The sequence below is a fragment of the Acinetobacter sp. YH12128 genome (assembly GCF_013418655.1).
Classification (GTDB): domain Bacteria; phylum Pseudomonadota; class Gammaproteobacteria; order Pseudomonadales; family Moraxellaceae; genus Acinetobacter; species Acinetobacter amyesii.
On record NZ_VPBO01000008.1, the window covers coordinates 85874 to 108993 of the forward strand.

Genomic DNA, 23120 nt, shown 5'->3' on the forward strand with positions numbered 1-23120 from the left:
AAGACGTTATCATCTGCATTTTTCAAGCTAACATTCGGTCGTTAGGATTATGCTAAAATAGCGTTAGATTTTAATGCTGAGTTTTCTAATGTCTGAGCCTTCTGTGCCCCCATCAATTCAATTAAACACCCGTGGCTTACGTTGCCCTGAGCCTGTGATGATGTTGCATCAAGCCATTCGTAAATCAAAATCGGGTGATATTGTTGAGGTTTTTGCAACAGATAATTCGACCTCTTGGGATATTCCGAAATTTTGTATGCATTTAGGTCATGAGCTTTTGCTTCAAGAAGAACGTCTTGATGAAAATGGAAATAAAGAATTCCATTATTTGGTTCAGAAAGGTTAATTTAAGAGATTGTAAAAAATAATAATTATTAAGATGTTACATTTTTATTAATAAAATAGGCTGGTCAAGTCTGATGGCTAGCCTATATCATTCGCAGCATAATTATACAAAGTTTAAAAAACAGACTTTTAAAATGTTAAATTCGATTGCTCTTATACTTGAAAAATTAGGCTTATCCGCCCAAAAACGTGCCATTCATTTGCAATTTTCCAATCCTGCGTTGAATGAAGAGCTTTTTATTCAACGTATTGATGGGGAGCATGTCTTAAACCAAGGCCTGCAAGCGACTTTGATTTGCCTATCTACTAATGCACTTATTCCACTAAAACAATTTATTGGCGTACAAGTCGCCGTTGATCAAGTGACCGATCAGGGCGAACTCTTCCGCACCACGGGTATTATTACCGAAGCCACCCAAGGCCAGAGTGACGGTTCACTCACGCTGTATAAACTCACTTTAGAAGATGCAACATCGCTGTGGCATAAACGCAGGAACAGCCGTGTGTTTATGAACAAATCTGTTCGCGATGTCAGTGAAACTCTCTTTAAAGAATGGCAAAGCAAAAGTCCGCTCTTTGCTGCCAGTCTAACGCTAGATCTAAGCGGTTTAAGTCAGAACTATGATGTACGACCTTTCATCATGCAGTCGAATGAAAGCGATTATGACTTTTTAACGCGTCTTTGGCGCAGTGAAGGCATCAATTGGCTCATCGATGAAGCGCAGCTGAAAGCACCACATTCCTCAGCGCCAATTGAAAAACAAAAACTCCGCCTGATTGATGACAATAGCCAATATCAAGCACTCAGCCGTCGTAGTATCCGCTTTCATCGTTCTAGCGCCACTGAAAAACAAGACAGCATCACCAGCTTGATTGGTGAACGTAGCATTCAGCCGACTGCGGTACACGTACAGCGCTGGCAAGCCGATGGACTCAGCCAAGAAGAAGGCGCAGGTTCAGTTCAAAGCAAACATCAGCATAGCCAAAGCCAAGACAATGCTAGCTTAAGTCTCGAACAAGCATGGCATATCAGCCCTGCATGGATGCAAGATTTAAAAGGTGAAGACCAAGCTACCGCTTCATCCAACAGTCAAATTGAAAAATTGAATCAAAACCTAACGCGCTATCATGAGCTACAATCGAAAAAATTCAATGCACAATCGACTGTGCGTGATACACAAGTCGGTTATTGGTTTGAACTGAATGAACACCCTGAAATTGATCAACACAGTGGTGCAGACAAACAATTTTTAATCACAGAAAAGAAATTCTATAACCAAAATAACTTACCCAAAGATCTCACTGAACAGGTCAATCAACTGATTGAACAAAGCCAGTGGAATATTAAACCCATCCATGAACAGGCCGAGCGTCAGGCCAATCAGCTCACATTGCAACGCCGCAATATTGCGACCGTTCCTGAATATAACCCACTCGAACACCGTCCAAGCACCCATCCGCAACGCGCCAAAGTCGTTGGGCCAAGCGGTGAAGAAATACATGTCGATGAATGGGGGCGTATCAAAGTCCGCTTCTTATTTACCCGTGGTGATGACCACAGCCATGATGGCGGTGCAGGCAGTAATGACAATGATACGGATTCTGCATGGGTAGATGTGCTTACCCCATGGGCCGGTGAAGGCTATGGTGCACGTTTCTTACCACGTATTAATGAAATCGTGGTCATCGATTTCTTTGACGGCAATATCGACCGACCATTTGTGGTGGGGCGCATACATGAAGCAAAGCGCAGTCCAACCCAATTTGATAGTAAAGGCAAACTACCTGAGACCAAAAAACTGGCTGGAATAAAAAGTAAGGAAGTCCAAGGTGAAGGCTTTGGACAACTTCGCTTTGATGACACGACTGGACAAATCTCAACACAATTACAAAGTACCCATGGCGCCACTCAGCTCAACCTAGGGAACCTCAGTCATCCCAAAGAAACCGCAGAAAGTGAGGGAAGAGGCGAAGGCTTTGAACTGAGAACCGACCAATGGGGTGCAGTGCGTGCAGGACAGGGGCTACTTGTTAGTACACACCCACAACAACAAGCAGCAGCAATGCACCTCGACGCACAAGCGGCGAAAGAACAAATCGAAGCCAACTTAAACAGCAGTAAAGCCTTAAGTGAAGTGGCGAAAAACCAGCAAACTGACCCGCTTGAAGTCTTAGATAATCTGAAAAACTTCCTTGGCCAAATCGAAAAAGGCAGTAAAGAAAAAGCTGATGCCTTTAAACAAGCCTTAATGATTTTATCTGCACCAAACTCCATTGCTGTGAGTAGTCAGGAAGATATTCATCTTTCAGCGGATGGGCAGATCAGCCAAAGTGCAGGCGATAGCATCAACCTCAGTAGCCAAAAATCCTTGATTGCCCATGCACAAAACAAGATCAGTCTATTTGCAGCACAAGAAGGCTTAAGAGCTTATGCTGGTAAAGGCAAAGTTGAAATCCAAGCGCAAGGAGATGGGGCGGATCTGATTGCACGAAAGGGTATTCAAATTATTTCTACGGAAGATAAAGTTGAAATCAAAGCGAGCAAAAAAATTGTTTTAGTTGCTGGTGGTAGTCAGATTGAAATTAGTAGTGCGGGTGTATTACCGACAACTAGCGGTAAGTTTGAAGTTAAGGCAGGGCAGCATCAGTTTGTGGGGCCTCAACAAGTAAATGTTCCAATCACAACCTTGCCAAATGAACTGAAAAGCTTCAGTCAACAAATTAAGGTCATAGATCATACTCAAAAAATAATGCCAAATGAAAAATATGTGATTGTAAAACCAAATGGAGAATACTTGGCTGGAATAAGTGACATTAACGCAATGACAAAACGTATTTTTACTCAGCAGAAGGAAAAATTAAGAATTTTGGTTGGTCAAGATGCTGAAGATTTTTTAAAGGATAATAATTAAATGAGTCAAATGGTTGATACACAAGAAGGAAAGCCTGAAACTGAAATTAAAATTGATAATTATTCTTTGTTGGTTGGATTTGAAGCAAATTTAGCAGAAATAGCTTTTGTTGAACGCAAAGTAGGTATTTTAAAAAATAAAGTTGAAAAAGTTCAAATTTTGCAAGGGGAGGGTAGTGATTATGGCCATGCTTTCTTTTACATAACCAAAAATAATGTTGTGGAGGCCTTTTTTAGTTTTGGCCCAACAGAAGAGTTGGGAGATATAGAATATAAAAAAGGTGAAGAAGAGATAGACGGAAATGAAAAAATTTATGCAAATGGATACGTAAATAAAAGGCCAAGTACAACTTCTTATTTAATTTATGAAGTTGTTCAAATATTTAAAATAAATATCACGGAAAAAAAATTTCATAAAATTAAACAAAAAGTAGCAAAAGTTGAAGCGGCAGTGCTTAAAGGAAAACCTTATAATGTAATTTTGAATGATACCTGTGCTGAAGAAGCAGAAGATATTTTAGATGATGTCATTGATGACTTGCCAAATGGAAAAGGATACATTGAAATTGATGGAAAAATTCCCCCTTTTAGGGTGGTAAATCCATATATGTGGTGTAGTCAATTTTATAAAAAATATGGAGATAATGCTTACATTTATCCTGAATATCCCGAGGATGGTAAAGGTGTCGATTTATTTGATGCTGATGGTGAGCATGATTTCAGTGTATCATCGTGGAAGTTGGAAAATGGTCAACTTGATCCTTTGTTTGAGAATGGCTATTACGAAAATTAATTTCAAATCATACTTGTAAGGGATATGGAATGCGTATTTTTTTACTAGTAATCGTATGGGTAAGTACTAGTTTTTTCGGCTGTTATGCAAATAATAGTGTTAATGATAAGTCGATAAATGGATTGAATATGAATAATGAATTTATTTCAAAAAATAATATTAATTACCAATTATTAATTGAAAGAATTATTTTTTGTGTAAAAAATGGAGATTTTAATAAATCAGATTTAATGCTTGGTAAGTTAGAAATTTTAGCCCACAAAAATAATAACTTTAAGAAGGAGCAAGGAGTATATTTTAATATCCCGAACTTTCCAGACTTGCAAGTTAATTTAATTAAAAATGTTGGTGATTCTGAATGGAGTGTTATTAAATTACATAGTAAAAATGTATTTTATACTAAATTTATCCCAAATTTTAATGACAATTTTTTTGAAAATAATAATTCTTTAAATTTTAAGAAAATTGATTTTGACTCAAGATTAAGTAATTATAGGTATATATATTCTTATGAGGGATTGTTTGATGTTATATTTATTGTAAAATCTGAACAATATAGAAAACAGAAGCATCCTAATAACTTTCAAGCGTTTGAAATAAGAAGGTAGTTGATTTTTTTATAATAATTTAAAATTAACCCGCCTAAGCGGGTTTGTTGTCTCAAGCAAACTCAATATTTTATAGGCTTATAAGTTTATTAAATAAAGATATTGGGTTTAAAGCTATCATTTTAAATTTTTGGTGAAATTAAATTACTTGTTTTAAAAAAATAATACTTAAATATAGATGGGCTTTGTTGCACAAAGATTTCATAACTATATGATTTTAAAGGTTTTGATTATTTTTTGATCCAAAATTAAATTTATTTAAATCAGATGCTTACATATTTATGCAACAAAGCCTTTTAGGCTTAGTGAAATTATTTCTTTTAATTATTTATAAAATATCTAAATCTAATGAATATAAAATGACACATTGATAATTATTTAAAATAAACTAATTATGAAATTAATTTTTTATAGGAATTATTTTTTTTGTAATAATATTTATTTAAAGAGTGTGATTGTATATTAAAAAATAAACCCGCATTAAGCGGGTTTATTTCAATCTCAAAAGAGATTACATATTAGGATAATTAGGACCACCACCACCCTCAGGTGTTACCCAAGTAATGTTTTGAGATGGATCTTTAATATCACACGTCTTACAGTGAACACAGTTTGCCGCGTTAATTTGGAAACGCTTAGAACCGTCGTTTTCTTCCATAATTTCATAAACACCAGCAGGGCAGTAGCGCTGAGCAGGCTCATCCCATTTTGGTAAGTTCACATTTACAGGAATAGAAGCATCTGTCAGTTTTAAATGCGCAGGCTGATTTTCTTCATGTACCGTATTTGATACGAATACTGAAGACAAACGGTCAAATGTAATTTTACCATCTGGTTTTGGATAATTCGGTTTGAAGTTCGCAGCATCGACAGTTTTTAAAGCGCTGAAGTCGGGCTGTAAGTCATGTAGTGTAAATGGCACTTTAAAGATGTTTTGATCAACAAAGTTGAACGCACCACCCATCCATTGACCAAACTTATGCATAGCAGGGCCGAAGTTACGAGAGTTATATAACTCTTCTTTCAACCAACTGTTGTTAAACTTGTCAGTATACGCAGTTAACTCTTTAGTGAAGAAGTCTTCACCTTCAGTCACACGTGCAATGGCAAGGTCACCACCTTTTTCCACACCCGCAGCAATCGCTTCAAATACAGCTTCACCGCACAGCATACCTGATTTCATTGCTGTATGAGAGCCTTTGATTTTCGCAAAGTTTAGGAAACCTGCGTCATCACCAATTAAGCTACCACCAGGGAAAGTGAATTTAGGTAATGAGTTGAAACCACCTTTTACAACCGCACGTGCGCCATAAGAAATACGTTTACCACCTTCAAGATATTGCTTGATCAGTGGATGTGTTTTCCAACGCTGCATTTCCATAAATGGATACATGTGTGGATTTGTGTATGACAAGTCAACAATCATACCCAACGTCACTTGGTTGTTTTCAGCGTGGTATAACCACCAACCACCTGAAGAACCTGTTTCGCTTAAAGGCCAACCTGCACCGTGCATCACCAAACCTGGTTTGTGCTTAGCAGGATCGATTTCCCAAAGTTCTTTAATACCAATACCGTAATGTTGCGGATCAGCATCTTTATCTAAGTTGAACTGAGCAATCAGACGTTTACCTAAATGACCACGACAGCCTTCAGCAAATAATGTGTATTTCGCATGAAGTTCATAGCCAGGGGTAAAGTTGTGCGTTGGTTCGCCATCTTTACCAATACCCATGTCGCCAGTCTGAATACCTTTCACAGTCCCGTCTTCATGGTAAAGGATTTCAGAAGCGGCAAAACCTGGGAAAATAGACACTTCTAATTCTTCAGCTTTAGCGCCCAACCAACGAACAACGTTACCTAACGAAATAACATAGTTGCCATCGTTATGCATGGTTTTAGGCACCATCCAATGCGGTGCTTCTTGTGATTTTTCATCAGACAATAAGAAGAAGGTTTTATCTTCAGTCACAGGCACATTTAACGGTGCGCCTTGTTCTTTCCAATCTGGGAACAATTCATTCATCGCGCGGGGTTCAAGCACAGCACCCGATAGAATATGCGCACCCACTTCGGAGCCCTTTTCCACGACACAAACGGACAGATCGTTTAGGTTATTTTCAATTGCAAGTTGACGAATTTTAATCGCAGCAGATAGGCCGGCAGGACCTGCACCGACGATAACTACGTCAAACTCCATCGATTCACGTTCGATGTGTTCCATGTAGGACTCCTCATATTTCGGAAGGTGGCATCCATTCAATTCATTTAAATGGTGCTGCCATGAGTGTTCTTAATGCCCAGACACAATTTTTCTATCGTGTCTTTGATATTGTGGGCTAGTATAGTTTTAAACCGAGTTCTAGCCAATTGGCTGAATCATATTATTTTTCCGTCACTAAGGTATTTATTAGGCGGATGAAGCAGCAATTGAACGAAAACCCGACGAAAAAATTCATTAATAGGGATGATAGAAATTTAATGAACATTGCACAATACTTAAAAGATGGACAGTCCGGTCACAAAAGGTCAATCCCTCCATTAGATCAATGGCATCCAAAGCATTGTGGTGCAATGGATTTGAAGGTTTTAGCCAATGGAGAATGGTGGCACGATGGTCAATTGATCAAGCGGCAAGCACTCATTGATCTGTTCTCAACCGTGCTTTGGAAAGAAGATGGGAAATTCTATTTAAAAACCCCTGTGGAACAAATTGAAATACAGGTGGAAGATGAGCCTTTATTTGTCAATCAGGTGGATCACGTTGAGATTGACGCTAAAAACTATATTCAATTCACCACAACCACCCAAGACCTGATTATTGTTGATCAGGAACATCCGATTTTTATGCGTGAATATCAGGGTGAACTACGTCCTTATGTGCATGTTCGTTTTGGTATAAATGCCTTAATTCAACGTGCTGCATTTTTTCATTTAGTCGAGATGGGTGAGCTGCTTGAAAATGAGCAAGGGGAGTCCATTTTAGTGTTACAAAGTGGTGATTTGCACTTGCAATTAGGCACCTGAGGTTTAAGCTTTCCACCTTGTCATTCTGAATCTAAATTAAAGTGACCCTATGACCGCCATTCATCCCATTTACCCCTTAAATGTACCCATGCCAAAAGCGACTGCTGATGCGCCTATTGGGGTATTTGACTCAGGTATTGGTGGTTTGTCTGTTGCGTTGGAAATTGCACGTTATTTACCGAATGAACGGATTGTTTATTTTGCAGATACGGCACATGTCCCTTATGGCCCGCGTCAAGATCAGGACATCCGTGAACTGACTGCACATGCGATTGAGTGGTTATACCGTCAGGGGTGTAAAGTCGCGGTGGTGGCATGCAATACGGCATCGGCATTTAGTTTGGATTATTTGCGTGAACACTACGGTGAAAATTTTCCGATTATTGGCTTGGTTCCAGCCTTAAAACCTGCGGTATTACAGACCAAAAGTAAAACTGTGGCTGTCCTCGCAACGCCTGCGACTTTTCGGGGTAAATTAATCAAAGATGTCATGCAGCGATTTGCTGAACCTGCAGGGGTGCAAGTTTTGTCAGTGACTTCTTTGGAATTGGTGCCCTTTGTTGAAGCGGGGGCGCAAATGACTGAGCCTTGCCTGCAGACATTAACTGAGATATTACAGCCAGTTGTAGATGCAGGTGCAGATTATTTAGTGCTTGGATGTACGCATTACCCCTTCCTAAAATCGGCAATTCAGTATATTTTTGGTCAGAAGCTGACATTAATTGACTCAGGATTTGCGGTTGCACGACAAACAGCCCAAATTTTGATTAAAAATGAGTTATTATTTGAGCATAACCGCCAAGATTCACTGCGTATCGAATGTTATGTCAGTGGAAATAATGCGGAAAACTTAACACCTGTGGTAGCACGCTTAATTCAAGATGATCAAATCACTTGGAAAATCTGCAATATTCAGGCGGCAAGTTTAGAATTTTAATCATTGTGATTGAACGATTTTAGATAAAACAATTTAAATCTATTTGGGGTAGTCATGCTGTATGTTTCAGCAACCACTTTTTTGAGTGCTGGATATAGCGTGCAACGGGAAGAGGATCTCTAATGCTCGATAAGCGTTATCAAGTATTCATTTCCACATCTGGCAGTGAAATGCAGCCAGAACGGATCATTTTGGCTCAGACGCTTGTAGGGATGGGTTTTTTCTCTTGGGGGTTGGAACAGCGCACACCATTAAGTACGGCTTTTGCGCGTCGTCAAATTGATGACTGTGATTATGTGGTGATCTTACTGGGTAGTCAGTATGGCGAGCAGTCTGTTTCAGGTGTGGGTTATATGCACCTTGAATATATTTATGCAGTGACGAAACAAAAGCCGGTCATTGTGTTTATGCATGAAGATCCAAATTCACGTGATCTTTCTTTGCATGATGAAAAGCCTGAGCTACGTGAAAAATTCAAAGACTTTCGTAAGCTATTGCAAAATGAAGTGGATCAAGTCTTTAGCTATCGAACCTTGCGTGATTTAGAAATGGCAGTGCGATTGAACATGCCGCAAATGCTAGAGCGCTATCCTGTTTCAGGTTGGGTTCGTCCGCAAAATACCCAAGCTTTGCATGATGAAATTGATCGCTTAAAAGCCCAGTTAGTTCAACTCGAAACAGAATCAGGAAAACGAGAAGTCGACCCATTCCTGAGCTTACCGAAAGTGTCTATGCATGAAGTGTTCTCTTTTGAATATCGCATGCATGCCTATCAAGACGGCAATTTTAAAGAGCTGAAAGTTCAGAAAAAAATGACGTGGGCACAGTTGCTTTCGATTTTAGGTTCAACTTTTGTCAATCCGACCCCTGAAGAATTCTTCTCTAAACGCATGAATGAATTTCTAAACGAAACAGGTTTGGAAGATGCCCGCGTTGAAATGCCTCGTGCGCATGCGGTTGCTCGTGCTCAGGTGAATATTCGGGCTTTGCATAGTATCAAGAGTCAAATGCGTCAAAATGATTGGATCATTCCAAATGGACGTGATGACCGTCAACGCATGTTGTGGCAAGTGACCTCGAAAGGTCAAAAACTACTGGAAAGTAATTTGTTGGATAATGATCGGGTTTTCCAATTTAAAACTGTATATTAATCTGTTTTATAAAATAGATAAAAAGCTGCTACATTAGCGTCATTCAAATTGATGGAAAAAGTGTAATGTTGTCTGCCGAAAAAGCTAAAGTCACCATTATTCTGGCGAACTTAGGCACGCCTGATGCGCCAACTGTGCCCGCAGTGCGTCGTTTTCTGCAACAGTTTTTGTCAGATCAGCGGGTGATTGAAATTCCAAAACCGATTTGGCAATTGATTTTGCGTTTGTTCATTTTGCCATTTCGACCAAAGCGTGTGGCGCATGCCTATGAAATGGTTTGGGGCAATGATTCGCCTATGCGTGAAATATTGTTGGCGCAAGTTGACGCTGTAAAAGCACATTTAACTCAAGCGTATCCAGAATTTGAACTGAAGGTGGTTCCTGCCATGACCTATGGCAATCCAGGCATTCAAGCAGCTTTAGATCAATTGGCACAGCAGCCACAAGACCACATCGTCCTGTTTCCACTATTCCCACAATATTCAGCAACATCGACTGCACCGCTATATGATGCGATCGCACAATGGATTCCGCAGCAACGCAATTTGCCGGGCTTGAGTATTATTCGTGATTACTATCAGCACCCGCTATTTATTCAAGCTTTAGCGCAAAGTGTGCGTGATTATCAAGCGGAGCATGGGGTCGCGGATAAGTTATTGATGTCTTTTCATGGCATTCCACAGCCTTATGCAGACAAGGGTGATCCCTATGCTGACCGTTGCCGTGTAACAGGACATTTAGTCGCGCAAGCGCTTGGTTTAACTGAAGATCAATATGAAATCAGTTTCCAATCTCGCTTTGGTAAGCAAGAATGGGTGAAACCTTATACTGATGCCACTTTGGACGCATGGGGCAAACAAGGCGTGAAATCGGTACAGGTTATGAGCCCTGCATTTTCAGCGGATTGTTTGGAAACGCTAGAAGAGTTGGCGCTGCAAAATGCTGAAATTTTCCAAGCTGCAGGCGGTGGTGAATATGGTTATATTCCTGCATTAAACGCGCGGGATGATCATGTCGCATTGCTCAATTTATTACTTCAAGCTAATCTTGATGCCTTAAAGCAAACATTAGCCCATTCATCGCCTTGAGGTTTTCGCCCTATGTTGCAAGTTAAAATCGTGCCCGTTACGGCATTTCAACAAAACTGTTCCATTGTTTGGGACTCTGAGTCGAAAGAAGCGGTCTTGATTGATGCAGGGGGAGAGCCTGAAAAATTAAAAGCCGAAGTTGAAGCGCTCGGTTTAACGGTCAAAGCCTTGTGGTTAACGCATGGCCATTTAGACCATGCAGGTGCGGTTGGGGCATTAACCCAAGCTTGGAATGTTCCAGTGATTGGCCCGCATAAAGAAGATGCGTTTTGGTTGGACATGATTCAGGAGGTTTCTGCGAAATACGGTTTCCCGATCCCTGACAATGTCCATGTGACCCAATGGTTGGAAGGCGGCGAAACCTTGAAGCTGGGTGCAGAAGAGTTTGAAGTTCGTTTTGCACCGGGGCATACACCAGGTCATGTCATGTTCTATAACGCAAAATATGCCGTGCTTTGGACGGGGGATGTGTTATTTAAAGGCTCGATAGGCCGGACAGATTTTCCACGCGGTAACCATCAACAATTACTCGACTCCATTCAGCGTGAATGTTTTAGCTTGCCGGATGACACGCAGTTTATTTCAGGGCATGGTCCAATGAGTACCATTGGTTATGAAAAACAACATAATCCTTTCGTTGCTGGTAAAGCGGGTTAAGCAACTAGATTGAGAAACTTAAATTAACAAAACAGGAATCCAAACGGATTCCTGTTTTATTTACCTAAATAATAGGGTTATGCACTTGAGTCCTTAGAATTGGTCTTCTTCACGGCCACCATCGGCCTGAGGTGCATCTTGTGTCGGCAGACGATATTCATCATTGGCCCATGCACCGAGATCAATCAATTTACAACGATCTGAGCAAAACGGGCGATATTCATTATTTTCCCAAGTCGTCAATGCGCCGCAGCGTGGACAATTCATGGTGGTGGGCATGCTTAACTCCAGCAAAAACGGATGATTCAATTAGGCAAATACAGTCGCAGTTGTTAGACTTATGCCGTTCTGTTTAGTTTGATCTGTTTATGCCTATTCGTCAATTTCAAGCGCAGCGTATGCGAGCTCCCCGTGATTTTCAGCCGATTGATTCCACGCCGATTTGTGTGGAAATTGGGGCTGGTAAAGGTAAACATGCATTATTGTTTTCAGCCAATCACCCTGAATTTCAATTGATTGCTGTTGAGCGGACACGTGAAAAATTTGTGGCAATGCAAAAGCAGCATCAACTTGAAGGGCAAAGCAATTTAGCTCCAATTCATGCTGATGCATTGCCTTGGGTAGTACATGCCTTACATCCTGCGCAAGTACAGCAATTCTTTATTTTGTATCCAAACCCTGAACCGCATAATCCTGCACAGCGCTGGTTAAATATGCCGTTTTTTGAATTTTTATTGTCGCGTTTGCAGCCGGGTGGTCAGATTACCTTGGCCAGTAATATTCCTGAATATATTGAGGAAGCGCAGCAGCAGTTAATCGATGTTTGGAAGCTACCTTTTGTCAAAGAACGCATTGCAGAGACTTCAGCACGTACACACTTTGAGATTAAATATCTAGAACGTGGTGAGTTGTGCCAACAATTATTGGTGACTAAACCCGCTGGCTATACCACACGTTTTGATGATTTTCAGCCGCTACAAGGCAAGCAACCCACCGAAGCATCTGCGGAATAATTGGGCATGACTCAGCGTATTGCAATCATTGGGGCAGGTCCTGCGGGATTGATGGCGGCGGAAGTGCTTAGCCAATTTGACTATGACATTCATGTTTATGAGCAAAAACCATCGGCAGCCCGTAAATTTTTAATGGCTGGCAAGACGGGGCTGAATATTTCGCATGCAGAACCCGTTGAACAATTTGTGCAGCGCTATGATCAAGTGGAATGGCTGAGCCCATGGGTTAAGCAGTGGGATGCAGCATGGATTCAACAGTGGATGATGGGGCTGGGCATTGAAACCTATATTGGTTCATCAGGTCGGGTCTTTCCTATTGAAATGAAAGCTGCGCCTTTGCTGCGAGCCTGGTTAAAACGTCTTAGTCTAGACGGGGTGCAGTTTCATTATCGACATCAAGTTTTGGACTTACAGTCCAATCAGCTAACGATTCAAAACCTTGTTGATGAATCAAGTCAAGTGCTTGGCTTTGATGCGATTATTATGGCATGTGGCGCAGTGTCTTGGTCACGTTTAGGCAGTGATGGCGCATGGCAAAAATGGCTGCAGCCTGAGAGCATTGAAACTTTTCAAGCCAGTAATGCTGGCGTGGAACGCGCTTGGTCGAAGTTTATGCAGCCTGTGTTTGGACAGCCCTTAAAGCGAGTCAATGCATGGGTCGATCAAGCCGAGCCGACCCAAGGCGATATCATCATTTCACACTATGGGCTGGAAAGTGGATTGATCTACAAACAAGTTCGAGCACTGCGTCAACAGGTGAAATCTGCTCAGCCCATGCAGCTGACTTTGGACTTATTGCCAGATCAAAGTGTTGAGCAATTGGCAAAGAAACTACAGCCTTCGAAAAAGCAGTCTTTAACCAATGTTTGGCGTAAAGCCGGTTTAGATGCGGCGAAAGCTGCGCTGGTCCGTGAACTGGTGGATAAATCTTTTTGGCATGAGCCGGCCTTACTAGCAGCGAAAATTAAACATTTAGATATTCAACTTGACGGATTTCGCCCGATAGATGAGGCGATTAGCTGCGCAGGTGGTGTGAAGCGTTCAGTCCTAAATGATGGCTTACAATTGAAGAGCAATCCTGCAGTATTTGCTTGCGGTGAAATGTTGGATTGGGATGCGCCTACTGGAGGCTATTTACTAACAGCCTGCCTTGCAACCGGTCGAGCAGCGGGTGAAGGGGTTCAAAACTATCTGGTTTCTTTGCAGAACTAAGCGCTTCAAATTGTCACAATCTTGCTGAGGAGTTGTGATATTTTGAGATGAAATTCTTCTAAGAAAGACCACTATGCGCGTACAAGAACAATATACCGGAAGCTGCTTGTGTGGAGCGGTTTGTTATGAGATCAATGGTCCGGTCGGTGAGATCATGCAATGCCATTGTTCTCGGTGCCGCAAAGCCAATGGTACAGCATTTGCGACCAATGCCCCGATTGCTAAAGCAGATTTTAAAATTGTAGCCGGTGAGCAGTTTCTGAAACAGTATGCGTCTACCGCTACCACACAGCGCTGTTTTTGTAGTGAGTGTGGTTCGCCGATCATCAGTATAAAGGCTGAAACGCCTGATTATTACCGCTTACGTATAGGCACCTTAGATACACCTCTGACGCAGAAACCAACCTGTCATATCTTTGTCGCATCCAAAGCAGAATGGGATGATATCGCAGGTGATTTACCACAATATGCTGAACGACCATAGCGAAAATCAAGATTGAGCAATCACATCAAGGGCAGGTTTGCACCCTTGATGTTAAGTAATAAGCTCGTATCGCTCTCTCATTCATCCAAGTTGAATTTGGGTGAATAGATTGCAACAGGGTTGGAAGATTAAGGCTGTCGAGTTTTTTGTAGTTCAGGATATTGTTCCTGCCAATGTCCCAATTGTTCTTGAGCATGAATAAACTGACCGAGACCTTTGACACTATCACTAGGATTTTTTAACTCGCCATCGGCTGCTTGATTTTTCTCACGATAAATTTGTGATTGATTGTCCCAGTACTGATACATCAAGCCTTGAATATAACGGCCTTGCTCAGTTTTCATTTCGAGTTCTTTGAGCATATTCAGCGCCGACTGGATGTTGTCACGCTTACGCTGTGTAGCAAATTCATCGGTGAGTTTTCCTTCCTCACGCAGTTTCATCAGCTCATCTTCCATCTCATCGCTAATTTGACTAAAGCTCTCGTCATATTGTGTCAGTAGCGTTAAGTCGTGTAGATCATCTGGGGTCTTGGCAAAGTTTTTAATAGGATCACTATTCAGCTCTTTCATGATTTGATCATCGGAACTGATTTCACTATTTTGTTCCACCGTTTTTGATGATTTTTCACATGCAGTGAGTCCTAGCACCGTACCCATGAGGAAGATGACACTGAGTTTCTTTAAAGAGATTGGCAAGAGCATAATCGTGTCCTAATATGTTTTTCTAAAGATATAGACATGCGTGATATAGGGGAAATCAATGAAATCCTGTGCAGTCTTTTGGGTTGATTCAGCCACGATATTTTCAAATTGTTGTTTCAGTTTTTGTTGTTCATCCGGGCTTAATGCTGCAATAAAACTGGTGGACAATAATCGTTTGGAAACCACGTGTTCCACTGTACCATGATGCAATTGTTGAAAGGTGGTTTCGGCAATTAATTTAAATGTTTGCTGCTGTGCAAACACTTTTTGCCATTGCCCACTATGATAACGTGGTGTGTCACCTTCGAGCTCACTCAAGACATCAGCGAGTTGTTTGACCCAATTGACTTGAATATCACGTTGGTTCCAAATCAATACAAGATCCCCATTGGGAACTAAGATACGACTGATTTCATTGAGGGTTTCAGGGGTGGCAAACCAATGAAAAGATTGGGCACAAAATACCGCTGCCACAGAATGATCATGCAGTGGAATCTGATCACTTTGGGCGGCTAAAGTTGCAATATGCGGATGTTTTTTCTGCAATTGTTGCAGCATTTCATGCACAGGTTCGATCGCGGTGATATTTTCACTGAGTGGGCGAATATACTCGAGAAATTTGCCTGTACCTGAGCCTAAGTCCACCAGATGGGCTTGAGGGGCTAAAGCTAAATGTTGTTGTAGCCACGCACTGATTTCAATCGGGTAGTCAGGACGGGCTTGTTGATAGAGTTCAGCTGCAGAGCTAAAGCCTTGTTGTGCGGCAGGATGTATTGAATGTGTCATATTCTGCACTTTTTAATCTGTATGGCCTCTATAAAATAGCATATTCGGAACAAGATAAACTTTGAATGCAACAAGGAAGGAAAAGCGTGACGCAACAAGGACTGGAGCAAAGCACAATGGAAAAGCACATCATTTTTGAAGATGATCAAATTCGTGTCATTTTTCAGCCTGGCAATTCTCGTGAGCTTATTTTCTCCTTCGGTGATTTGATTACCCGTGCCAAGGGTTTGAGCATCAATGCCGAGAAGTCTTTGCAAAAATATGATTTTAATGTGATCGGTGTGATGCCGAAACAAAAATCGTGGTTTCCAGCATCGTCAATGCAACCGATGTATCAAGCCATCAAGCCGATCCTCGAACAATTTGAGATGCGTATTGCCTATGGTGGTTCCATGGGCGGCTATGCTGCCATTAAGTATGCCAATTTATTTGGATTCCATCGTGTGGTCAGTATGGTGCCGCAGTACTCCATAGACCCTGAAGACATTGTCGATACACGCTATGGCATGTTCTTTCAACCTAATCTGCATGCCAATATGCGGGTGCTTGCTGAAGACGTATCGACTACACGTGAATATATCGTGGTGTATGATCCTTATTGTCCAGAAGATCGCGCTCACTTTGAAAAACTACAGGCTTTAATTCCGCATGTGCATGTGTTACATCTGCCGTTTACAGGGCATGATGCCATTGCAGTGTTGGCGAGTTCTGAACTGTTAAATGATTTCTTGAGACATCCTTTTGATGCGCCGTATTTTTATCAAAAAATGCGTCGGGTTAAGAAAAACAGCAAATTTTATTATCGAAAAGTTATCGAAAATTTACTGACTCGCCATCGAGATGCCTTGGGTGAAATTTTAAAAAGCAATTCGTTTCAGCTTGATCCACAATTTTTTGATGCCAAACAAAAACAGACCTTATTACGGGTATTGTTTAATAACAAACAAGTCAGTGAGCAAGATCTGCAAAAGTTGGGAATCACGACCTTTTTACCTCAGGAAAATCGTAGCCTGTTACTCGACCAGTTTGATCATGGTTTAGTGTTTAACGTGATTAGCCAAAAAATTGAAAGCTATGCAGCCGGTGTGATTGCGCTGAATCACAAGTTTTTGATTCCTTTGCAGCCGAAGGGCACAGGCCTGGTATACGTACAAGTCCAAGATGAGCGTTACATGGTGGTGATGAATGACCGTCAGGTAATGAAATTGGTCTTAGCTCAAGATGAGCTTGCGACTGGTATGCATCCGATTTTAATGCAGAAATATGTGGGCTATTACACGCTGAACTATAAAGAACTGCGTTTGAGTAGTGATGAATTTGGTCAAGTCTTCTTTGTGGAAAATGCCGATGCATCTTGTCAGTTCGTGGTGCAACCCGAACAAATTTAAGCTCGACATTGGGTTGAAAATCCAAAGCTTGCTAATTTGTAGGAAGAGATTATGATGAGAGAAAGGCAGTATAAAAAACAATCATACTGCCCAAAACATCATAAGGAATATGAGGGGTATCAGTATGCATTCAACACAGATGCTTGCTGTATTATTCATCTTAGTGCTGACCATGGGTTCAGCCTATGTACAGGGGGTTAGTTCAAGCATACTGATTTTTAGCAGCAGTATGTTGTTACTTACGATACTGACCATTTATGTCATACTCAAAATTCGAAATTCACTGCAACATCATCTCGATAAACCCGCGAAATAGCGGGTTTTTTATATGCTGTTCGATTGTACTTTGGTGCATCACAGGTTTTAATCACTCACAATCAAATCTTTATAATCGGCCAGAAGGGAAGCAGCCATGAAAGCGGTATTTCTAGATTATCAGTCTCTAGATAAACAGGACTTAGATTTTAGCGGACTAGAAGCACAGTTTGATGAATTGATACTCTATCCCGCAACAACGGCTGCAGAGGTTGCTCAGCGCATACAAGGGGCTGATGTGATTATCAGCAATAAAGTACACATCAATACTGAGCACATGCAGCTCAATCCGCAATTAAAACTGATCTTGATTTCTGCTACTGGCACCAATAATGTTGACCTTGTACACGCACAGCAACAAGACATCGTGGTGTGTAATTGCCAAGCTTATGGCACCGCTGCGGTCGCACAGCATACCTTGATGTTAATGTTGAACTTGGCGACATCATTTCGACAGTATGATCGGGCGGTCCAACAGGGAGATTGGCAAAAAGCGGATCAGTTCTGCTTACTGGATTTTCCAATTATTGAGTTGGCTGGTAAGACTTTGGGGATTGTCGGCTATGGCGAATTGGGGCAAGCCGTGGCACATTTGGCTAAAGCTTTTGGCATGAAAATTATGATTGGTGCGCTACCGAATCGCCCCATGGCGGCTGAGCGAGTGGTATTTTCTGAGATGCTAGCGCAGGTCGATTTTCTGAGTTTGCATTGTCCTTTAACCGAGGAAACTCGTGATTTACTCAATCATGAAAGCTTGGCTCAAATGAAAGCATCGGCCTTTGTGATCAATTGTGCACGAGGTGGTGTTGTCAATGAATCGGCATTAGCTGAGGCATTAAAATTAGGGAGGATCGCAGGCGCAGCAACCGATGTCTTGACGGTTGAGCCACCAAAGCAGGGCAATGTGTTGCTCGACCCAAGTATTCCAAATTTAATCATTACCCCACATAGTGCATGGGGAAGCGTCGATGCGCGACAACGCATTGTGCAGCAATTGGTGGAAAATGTAGAGGCCTTTAAAGCGGGGATGGTTATTCGACAGGTCAATTAAAATCGAGTTTAAGGAATATTATTTTTGAACAAAGCTCCGTATAAATAGGAATGTCTATGCAGGTCGATCTTGCCAATAAAAAAAGTTTAAGAATATTTTGCATGCTGATTCTTTTTACCGCATGCATCACTTGGGCATGGTGCAGTTATGTACTAAATATCAGTGAAAATTATTTATTCCAGAATCCTGATTTTGAAGTTCATAAATTCATGCCGACCTTACAAGTTGTGCTGGTTTCGGTATTTTTTATTGCGCATTTCGTCTTAGCGCTTATTGATTTTTTGAATCTCTATTGGTATTGGGGGCTATGGCTTGTTGTAGTGCCTATTATTGTGGGACAGGTCTATTTTTCTGTCTTTGGAGAGGTTGCGCATATTGATCGTTTATCAGTCTGGGTTGACTATCCATTTTGCCTGTTGATGCTTATTCAAATTTGTACAGCATCGTTTGTACGTAGGGGATATCTCAAGCCTACTGCTTAATGCATTAATGCTTAATTTAATAGTTAAATTTCAGCATTTTTTCAAAAATTTAGCATTGAAGTGATGTTTGATCCGCTCAAATTCAAGTTCAGTCTTGATACTGTTTGGCATCATGATTCGTAAATAACTTTTTTCGAGTTTAAAAGGATCTTTGGTATTGGGTACAGGATTAAAGCCACCATTTGGGTAGATCAAATTTGTCTCATAGGCACGTAAAATCTGATCATTGTGAAAATAGAAACTTGTTAGGGATTGATTGGATTCACCAAAAACATAGAGGTTTATTTTGCATTGACCATCGAGTTGATACAGTGTCGCTTCATTGCCTTCAGTCGATTTGTATTCTTCGTCATCTAGCATCTCTAAGGTTTGTAATAATTTACCTTCGGCATCATGGTTATATTGGTGAGAATTGTACAATTGGGGAAAAATGGCCTGCAACTGTGGATAACTTTTTAACAATTGTGGAAAACGTTGTAAGCCAATCAAAGAGCCAACGCAGAGCAGAATACCAAGCAAGATACCAAATAAAATTCGCATTTTTTTCTCATTAATTCATTGTTTTTATAGGCATAGGTCAAAGACCAACAGCATTCAATTTTGGTTTTAAAAAAGCCCAACCAAAGTTGAGCTTTTAAATGTGGTGTTAAATTATAAATCAGTCACTGGATACGTCGTAGACGTCGAACTCGATGGATAACTACTTTGTGGATATTGATTGTTATTTTGTCCCGCATTGTTGCTTGGAGCCGTATTAATCGTGTTGCCTGAAGACGGTTCACTCAACGACTGTTGGCTGATGGGCGCAGGTTGGCTGGTTTTGCCTGTGATATTTTCACGGGTTTGCTTCAATTTTTCATTGACGTTTTGGGTGGCTTGCTGTGCGCCCTGATCAACCTGTTGTACTGTATTTTGTGTAGCTGTTTTCGTATTGTCCCAAGCTTGGTCAACCGAAGGCTTAATTTTAGAAATTCCACGTTCAGTCATTTCACCAATATTTTTAGCAGCACCGACCACGCCTTCTTGGGCTTTATAGGCCCACACATGCAATAAATTTGGATTGTCGCCATAAGGGCTCACAGGCTTTTTCGCTTGTTGCTCAGTACTTTGCGCTGCTGTTTTTTCTTGTGCCCAAAGCATGGGTGTCATGAATATTAAGCTTATGCATAACGTTGCTTTTAATGAAATCTTCACAGCTTCACCTCTGAATTTTATAGATTTTCTATCTGATGAATGGTTTTAATGCATTATAGGAAAAATTGCAGCGAAAAAAACTTGCCGTAGCAAAATCAATACAGCAAATGACAGCTTTGTACACGGTTGTATTTTGATGAAGGCAAAAAAAGGCCCACCGAAGGGTGAGCCTACTCTCTGGAGGAGAGGGTATGAAAGCCAGTTTACTTATTTGTGAGCGCCTAAGCTGGCCTCGTGTGAGCTATGTACTTCAGCTTGTGCCACAGGCGTTTGCAACTGCACATTGCTACTGCCACTCACATTGGCTTCTTGACCTTTTTGGAAATTCGCTTTGGTTTGTTGCCATTTTTCACTGGAAAATTGGCGACCTTCCTGAGCTTTTTCACCTAAATAGCTCTTGGTTTGATCAACTTTGTTGTCGACATTGCTTTTACGTTCATCAAGTTTTGCTTTGTCTTTTGCAGCTTTTTCATCGAGCTGTGCTTTGCGCTCATCAAGCTTAGCTTTATTTTGCTCAGCCTTGGCATCGATCTTGGCTTTCGCTGCATCTGACTTTTCATCTTTAGACTGTTTTAGGTCAGCCCATTTATTTTTTGCATCTTGCTTTTTGTCAGCACTGAATTCTTTGGTGTCTTGCCATTTTTCTTGGGTGAATGTTTTGGTCTTATCGACGCCTTTTTCAATTTTGTCACCGGCTGTATGCGCAGACTGATTAATGTCTTGTTTTAGATTTTGCAGTACAGACGGTTGCTGTGTTTCAACTTTCGCATTGGCTTCTACTGCGGTGTTCGCAAATAGTGGGGTGGTTGCGAATAATGCTGCGGTGATCAGTGTTGTTTTAAATAAAGGTTTCATCTTTGCATTTGTCCTCTTTTATTGAACGCTGCTGTTGCACTCAGCATTTGCGCTTTTGGAGCAGAGGACATCTTAAGAGTAAAAAAAAGCAAAAAGTGGTTTTGTGCGATAAGTCACACAATGCGATAACAGCTCAGATACGCGGAAGTTTGAAATGTGGAAACTTAGTTAAGTTAACGTAGTATTGTAATTTTATGAAAATACAGTGGCTTATATGTGATTTGCGCGTTGCTGTGGTGTGGTTCTAGTTACGATTTTCATCATAAAAAATAATGGGTTTGAACGGATTATAGTTCAAGATTCAAGGAAAAATGAAACCATACCCCCATTTGGAGATATGGTTTTTATCATTTATTCACATTGTGTAAGTGCATCTTTTGCAAAATGACCGCGTAATGCAAGGAAGTTCTTTTGTACATCCGCAGCATTTAAATCAAAATTGTGTGCTGAACTTGTGCCGTCTTTAGCAAAGGTTGCTGTACCACCTGAAATCAGGGTTAAGCCTTTAAATGACCATTGTTCAACCGATTTTGCTTCTTCTAAATTGCCTGTAAATTCAATCACGCATTTATCTACAAATTTAGTCAGTTTTGCTTTGTTATCTGTGGTATCTGGGTAGACATCAATGTTTTGAACCTCTTGTAATACACCTGTTTCAAGTTGTGGAATCGTTGGTGCAGATGTACATGCAGAAAGTGTTAGACCCGCAAGACCAGTCAAAAGGAATGCTTTCAATTTCATAAGTTTCATTCTTGTTGAGTGTTGTTGGATTGAGTATAGGGAATTGGTGAATTATTGGCTATAGGCTTAAGGTTCTAGTCTAAGATATTCATGCTATTCGATTTTACGGATCGGTAGATCTATCTGATTTTGTTTTTTATATTGGATGTATAGTAATGCCAGAATGATGATTGTATAGGTAGAAAAATAAAATCAAAAGTTGCGCTCAGCTCCTGAAAATATTAAAAATTCAGCTATGATTGGCGGGAGCATAGCAATCATGATGTATTCGATGACGGAGAGAGGTTCTTTGTTTTTATATTGAGCTTGTTTTGTGCTTACTGCTCTAAAGGTTTTTGTATTTTCAAATCTTAAGTGAGTAATTTTTATTTAAAGGGTTTTGATTGATTTATTTAAACGTGAGAATAATGTCGTGTTTGTAAGCTGAGCAATTGGGGTTTTAGATGATTTAAATCCTCATTTAATCCATATTTTTTAGCTAAAGGATCAACTAATGTTCTGACATCATGAACTCTATAAGTATGCTGAACATTCATTGATTGCGAAAAGGATTTGAGTTGTTGTCTTCTAGATACGCTGGAACAAGAATAGCGTCTAAATTTTTCTAGTAAGAAAACAAGACGGCGTTTCTCTAGTCTATTTAGATGTAATGTAACGGACGGTAGAAATTCTGAATACAGTAATGCTTCAGCCACAGGTCGAACCTCCTCAAATGTGGCAGAGGTTAGGGGCTGCTTTAATAGTTTTTTCAAAGCATTTTCAAATTCTACTTGATCCATACAATTAATCTCTGAGTTCTGACAAGATCGAAATCATGTATCTGATGTTGGATTCTAACTGTTGCGGAGTTGCATAGTAATCCATAGCATTATTCGCTGATTTTTCAAATTCTTCAAGAGTGAATTTATTTCTAAGAAATAGCTCTTTAATATCTTCTATATCGCGATCAGATAGACGAGCTAACTTGGAAACGGCTAGGTCTAGACCAGAAACTAAGTAAACCTCAACCACATGTTCTGTTACGAGAGGAATTATACGTTCATCGTAGTCAGGATCAATAGAAGCTAAGCTAGTATTGAATCCGCGGTCAAATTCTAAATTGGTTTCAAGATTATGGTTATCTAAATATTCGATATCATTTCCTTCTAGGAATAAATAAATTTCATCTTTCTTTAACTCTTTGATAGCTTCTATGTGTGCATCAATATCATTACTACCTCGAGCATTAGTGTGAATATGAAAAGCACATCCACCAAAAATAAATGCTTTGACTGCACCATGAGGTAAATCAGAATGGTTTTCTAGGATCCAATTTTCGAGCTCTGAGAAGAGCTCGAAAATTGCTAGAGCAATTGGAGAATCGCTATAGATTGTCATA

The 23120-nt window shown here is 40.5% G+C and carries 26 protein-coding genes; 16 read left to right on the forward strand and 10 right to left on the reverse strand.

Annotation, left to right across the window (positions count from 1 at the left end; genetic code table 11):
• Positions 1–88 precede the first annotated feature (88 nt).
• The 4 genes from tusA (at position 89) to FTU64_RS05970 (ending at position 4657) form a co-directional block, all read left to right on the forward strand.
• A complete protein-coding gene (gene tusA / locus FTU64_RS05955; protein ID WP_078189780.1) occupies positions 89–346 on the forward strand; it encodes a sulfurtransferase TusA in 258 nt (85 codons plus the stop codon).
• 133 nt (positions 347–479) lie between these two features.
• Complete coding sequence (locus FTU64_RS05960; protein ID WP_180054290.1) at positions 480–3257, forward strand: type VI secretion system Vgr family protein; 2778 nt, start codon at positions 480–482, stop codon at positions 3255–3257.
• Positions 3258–4049 (forward strand): hypothetical protein, encoded by a 792-nt coding sequence (locus FTU64_RS05965; protein WP_180002896.1) that lies wholly within the window; start codon positions 3258–3260, stop codon positions 4047–4049. It abuts the gene before it with no gap.
• A 128-nt stretch (positions 4050–4177) separates the two neighbouring features.
• Complete coding sequence (locus tag FTU64_RS05970; protein WP_180059393.1) at positions 4178–4657, forward strand: hypothetical protein; 480 nt, start codon at positions 4178–4180, stop codon at positions 4655–4657.
• Between the two features lie 511 nt (positions 4658–5168).
• Here the strand turns inward: FTU64_RS05970 and FTU64_RS05975 are convergent.
• The gene (locus FTU64_RS05975; RefSeq protein ID WP_180026642.1) at positions 5169–6881 is read right to left on the reverse strand and encodes an electron transfer flavoprotein-ubiquinone oxidoreductase; all 1713 of its coding nucleotides are present in this window, start codon (positions 6879–6881) and stop codon (positions 5169–5171) included.
• Positions 6882–7075: 194 nt separating this feature from the next.
• Here FTU64_RS05975 and FTU64_RS05980 point away from each other — a divergent pair, with 194 nt between their 5' ends.
• The 5 genes from FTU64_RS05980 (at position 7076) to FTU64_RS06000 (ending at position 11517) form a co-directional block, all read left to right on the forward strand.
• On the forward strand, positions 7076–7684 hold the full coding sequence (locus FTU64_RS05980) for a DUF1285 domain-containing protein (protein WP_168377951.1): 609 nt from the start codon (positions 7076–7078) through the stop codon (positions 7682–7684).
• Between the two features lie 49 nt (positions 7685–7733).
• Positions 7734–8621, forward strand: a complete 888-nt coding sequence (murI, locus tag FTU64_RS05985) for a glutamate racemase (RefSeq protein ID WP_168377950.1) — start codon at positions 7734–7736, stop codon at positions 8619–8621.
• 122 nt (positions 8622–8743) lie between these two features.
• The gene (locus FTU64_RS05990) at positions 8744–9772 is read left to right on the forward strand and encodes a DUF4062 domain-containing protein (RefSeq protein ID WP_180054294.1); all 1029 of its coding nucleotides are present in this window, start codon (positions 8744–8746) and stop codon (positions 9770–9772) included.
• 65 nt (positions 9773–9837) lie between these two features.
• Positions 9838–10860 carry a ferrochelatase gene (gene hemH / locus FTU64_RS05995; RefSeq protein ID WP_168377948.1) on the forward strand — a complete coding sequence of 341 codons (1023 nt, stop codon included), beginning with the start codon at positions 9838–9840 and terminating at the stop codon, positions 10858–10860.
• Between the two features lie 12 nt (positions 10861–10872).
• The gene (locus tag FTU64_RS06000; RefSeq protein WP_180054296.1) at positions 10873–11517 is read left to right on the forward strand and encodes an MBL fold metallo-hydrolase; all 645 of its coding nucleotides are present in this window, start codon (positions 10873–10875) and stop codon (positions 11515–11517) included.
• 93 nt (positions 11518–11610) lie between these two features.
• Here the strand turns inward: FTU64_RS06000 and FTU64_RS06005 are convergent, their stop codons facing one another.
• Entirely contained in the window at positions 11611–11796 is a 186-nt protein-coding gene (locus tag FTU64_RS06005; RefSeq protein ID WP_078189771.1) for a DNA gyrase inhibitor YacG, read from the reverse strand.
• An 83-nt stretch (positions 11797–11879) separates the two neighbouring features.
• Between FTU64_RS06005 and FTU64_RS06010 the strand changes: the two genes are divergently transcribed.
• From FTU64_RS06010 to FTU64_RS06020, 3 genes are all read left to right on the forward strand, one after another.
• Positions 11880–12530: an SAM-dependent methyltransferase gene (locus FTU64_RS06010; protein ID WP_180002966.1), complete on the forward strand. Its 651-nt coding sequence runs from the start codon at positions 11880–11882 to the stop codon at positions 12528–12530.
• A gap of 6 nt (positions 12531–12536) precedes the next feature.
• Positions 12537–13742: a TIGR03862 family flavoprotein gene (locus FTU64_RS06015; protein WP_180054298.1), complete on the forward strand. Its 1206-nt coding sequence runs from the start codon at positions 12537–12539 to the stop codon at positions 13740–13742.
• A gap of 73 nt (positions 13743–13815) precedes the next feature.
• A complete protein-coding gene (locus FTU64_RS06020) occupies positions 13816–14226 on the forward strand; it encodes a GFA family protein (protein ID WP_180048801.1) in 411 nt (136 codons plus the stop codon).
• 128 nt (positions 14227–14354) lie between these two features.
• On the opposite strand, the gene FTU64_RS06025 is transcribed toward FTU64_RS06020, so the two are convergent.
• Positions 14355–14930 (reverse strand): hypothetical protein, encoded by a 576-nt coding sequence (locus tag FTU64_RS06025; RefSeq protein ID WP_168377944.1) that lies wholly within the window; start codon positions 14928–14930, stop codon positions 14355–14357.
• 9 nt (positions 14931–14939) lie between these two features.
• On the reverse strand, positions 14940–15716 hold the full coding sequence (locus tag FTU64_RS06030) for a class I SAM-dependent methyltransferase (RefSeq protein ID WP_180054300.1): 777 nt from the start codon (positions 15714–15716) through the stop codon (positions 14940–14942).
• 116 nt (positions 15717–15832) lie between these two features.
• Here FTU64_RS06030 and FTU64_RS06035 point away from each other — a divergent pair, with 116 nt between their 5' ends.
• The 4 genes from FTU64_RS06035 (at position 15833) to FTU64_RS06050 (ending at position 18952) form a co-directional block, all read left to right on the forward strand.
• Complete coding sequence (locus FTU64_RS06035) at positions 15833–17104, forward strand: alpha/beta fold hydrolase (RefSeq protein ID WP_180054360.1); 1272 nt, start codon at positions 15833–15835, stop codon at positions 17102–17104.
• Positions 17105–17228: 124 nt separating this feature from the next.
• Positions 17229–17420 (forward strand): hypothetical protein, encoded by a 192-nt coding sequence (locus FTU64_RS06040; RefSeq protein ID WP_180007108.1) that lies wholly within the window; start codon positions 17229–17231, stop codon positions 17418–17420.
• Between the two features lie 96 nt (positions 17421–17516).
• Positions 17517–18470: a 2-hydroxyacid dehydrogenase gene (locus tag FTU64_RS06045; RefSeq protein WP_180059394.1), complete on the forward strand. Its 954-nt coding sequence runs from the start codon at positions 17517–17519 to the stop codon at positions 18468–18470.
• A 56-nt stretch (positions 18471–18526) separates the two neighbouring features.
• Entirely contained in the window at positions 18527–18952 is a 426-nt protein-coding gene (locus FTU64_RS06050) for a hypothetical protein (protein ID WP_180054304.1), read from the forward strand.
• Positions 18953–18982: 30 nt separating this feature from the next.
• Here FTU64_RS06050 and FTU64_RS06055 read toward each other — a convergent pair whose 3' ends face one another.
• The 6 genes from FTU64_RS06055 to FTU64_RS06080 all read right to left on the reverse strand — a co-directional run bounded on the left by FTU64_RS06055 (position 18983) and on the right by FTU64_RS06080 (position 23119).
• A complete protein-coding gene (locus FTU64_RS06055) occupies positions 18983–19492 on the reverse strand; it encodes a hypothetical protein (RefSeq protein ID WP_180054306.1) in 510 nt (169 codons plus the stop codon).
• A gap of 111 nt (positions 19493–19603) precedes the next feature.
• Entirely contained in the window at positions 19604–20101 is a 498-nt protein-coding gene (locus FTU64_RS06060) for a hypothetical protein (RefSeq protein WP_180054308.1), read from the reverse strand.
• Positions 20102–20353: 252 nt separating this feature from the next.
• Positions 20354–21001 carry a hypothetical protein gene (locus FTU64_RS06065; RefSeq protein WP_180059395.1) on the reverse strand — a complete coding sequence of 216 codons (648 nt, stop codon included), beginning with the start codon at positions 20999–21001 and terminating at the stop codon, positions 20354–20356.
• Positions 21002–21352: 351 nt separating this feature from the next.
• Positions 21353–21742, reverse strand: coding sequence for a hypothetical protein (locus FTU64_RS06070; RefSeq protein WP_078189759.1), 390 nt, complete (start codon positions 21740–21742; stop codon positions 21353–21355).
• Positions 21743–22134: 392 nt separating this feature from the next.
• A complete protein-coding gene (locus FTU64_RS06075; protein WP_180041342.1) occupies positions 22135–22521 on the reverse strand; it encodes a hypothetical protein in 387 nt (128 codons plus the stop codon).
• Between the two features lie 4 nt (positions 22522–22525).
• Positions 22526–23119, reverse strand: coding sequence for a DUF6036 family nucleotidyltransferase (locus FTU64_RS06080; RefSeq protein WP_180041344.1), 594 nt, complete (start codon positions 23117–23119; stop codon positions 22526–22528).
• Between the last annotated feature and the right edge of the window lies 1 nt (position 23120).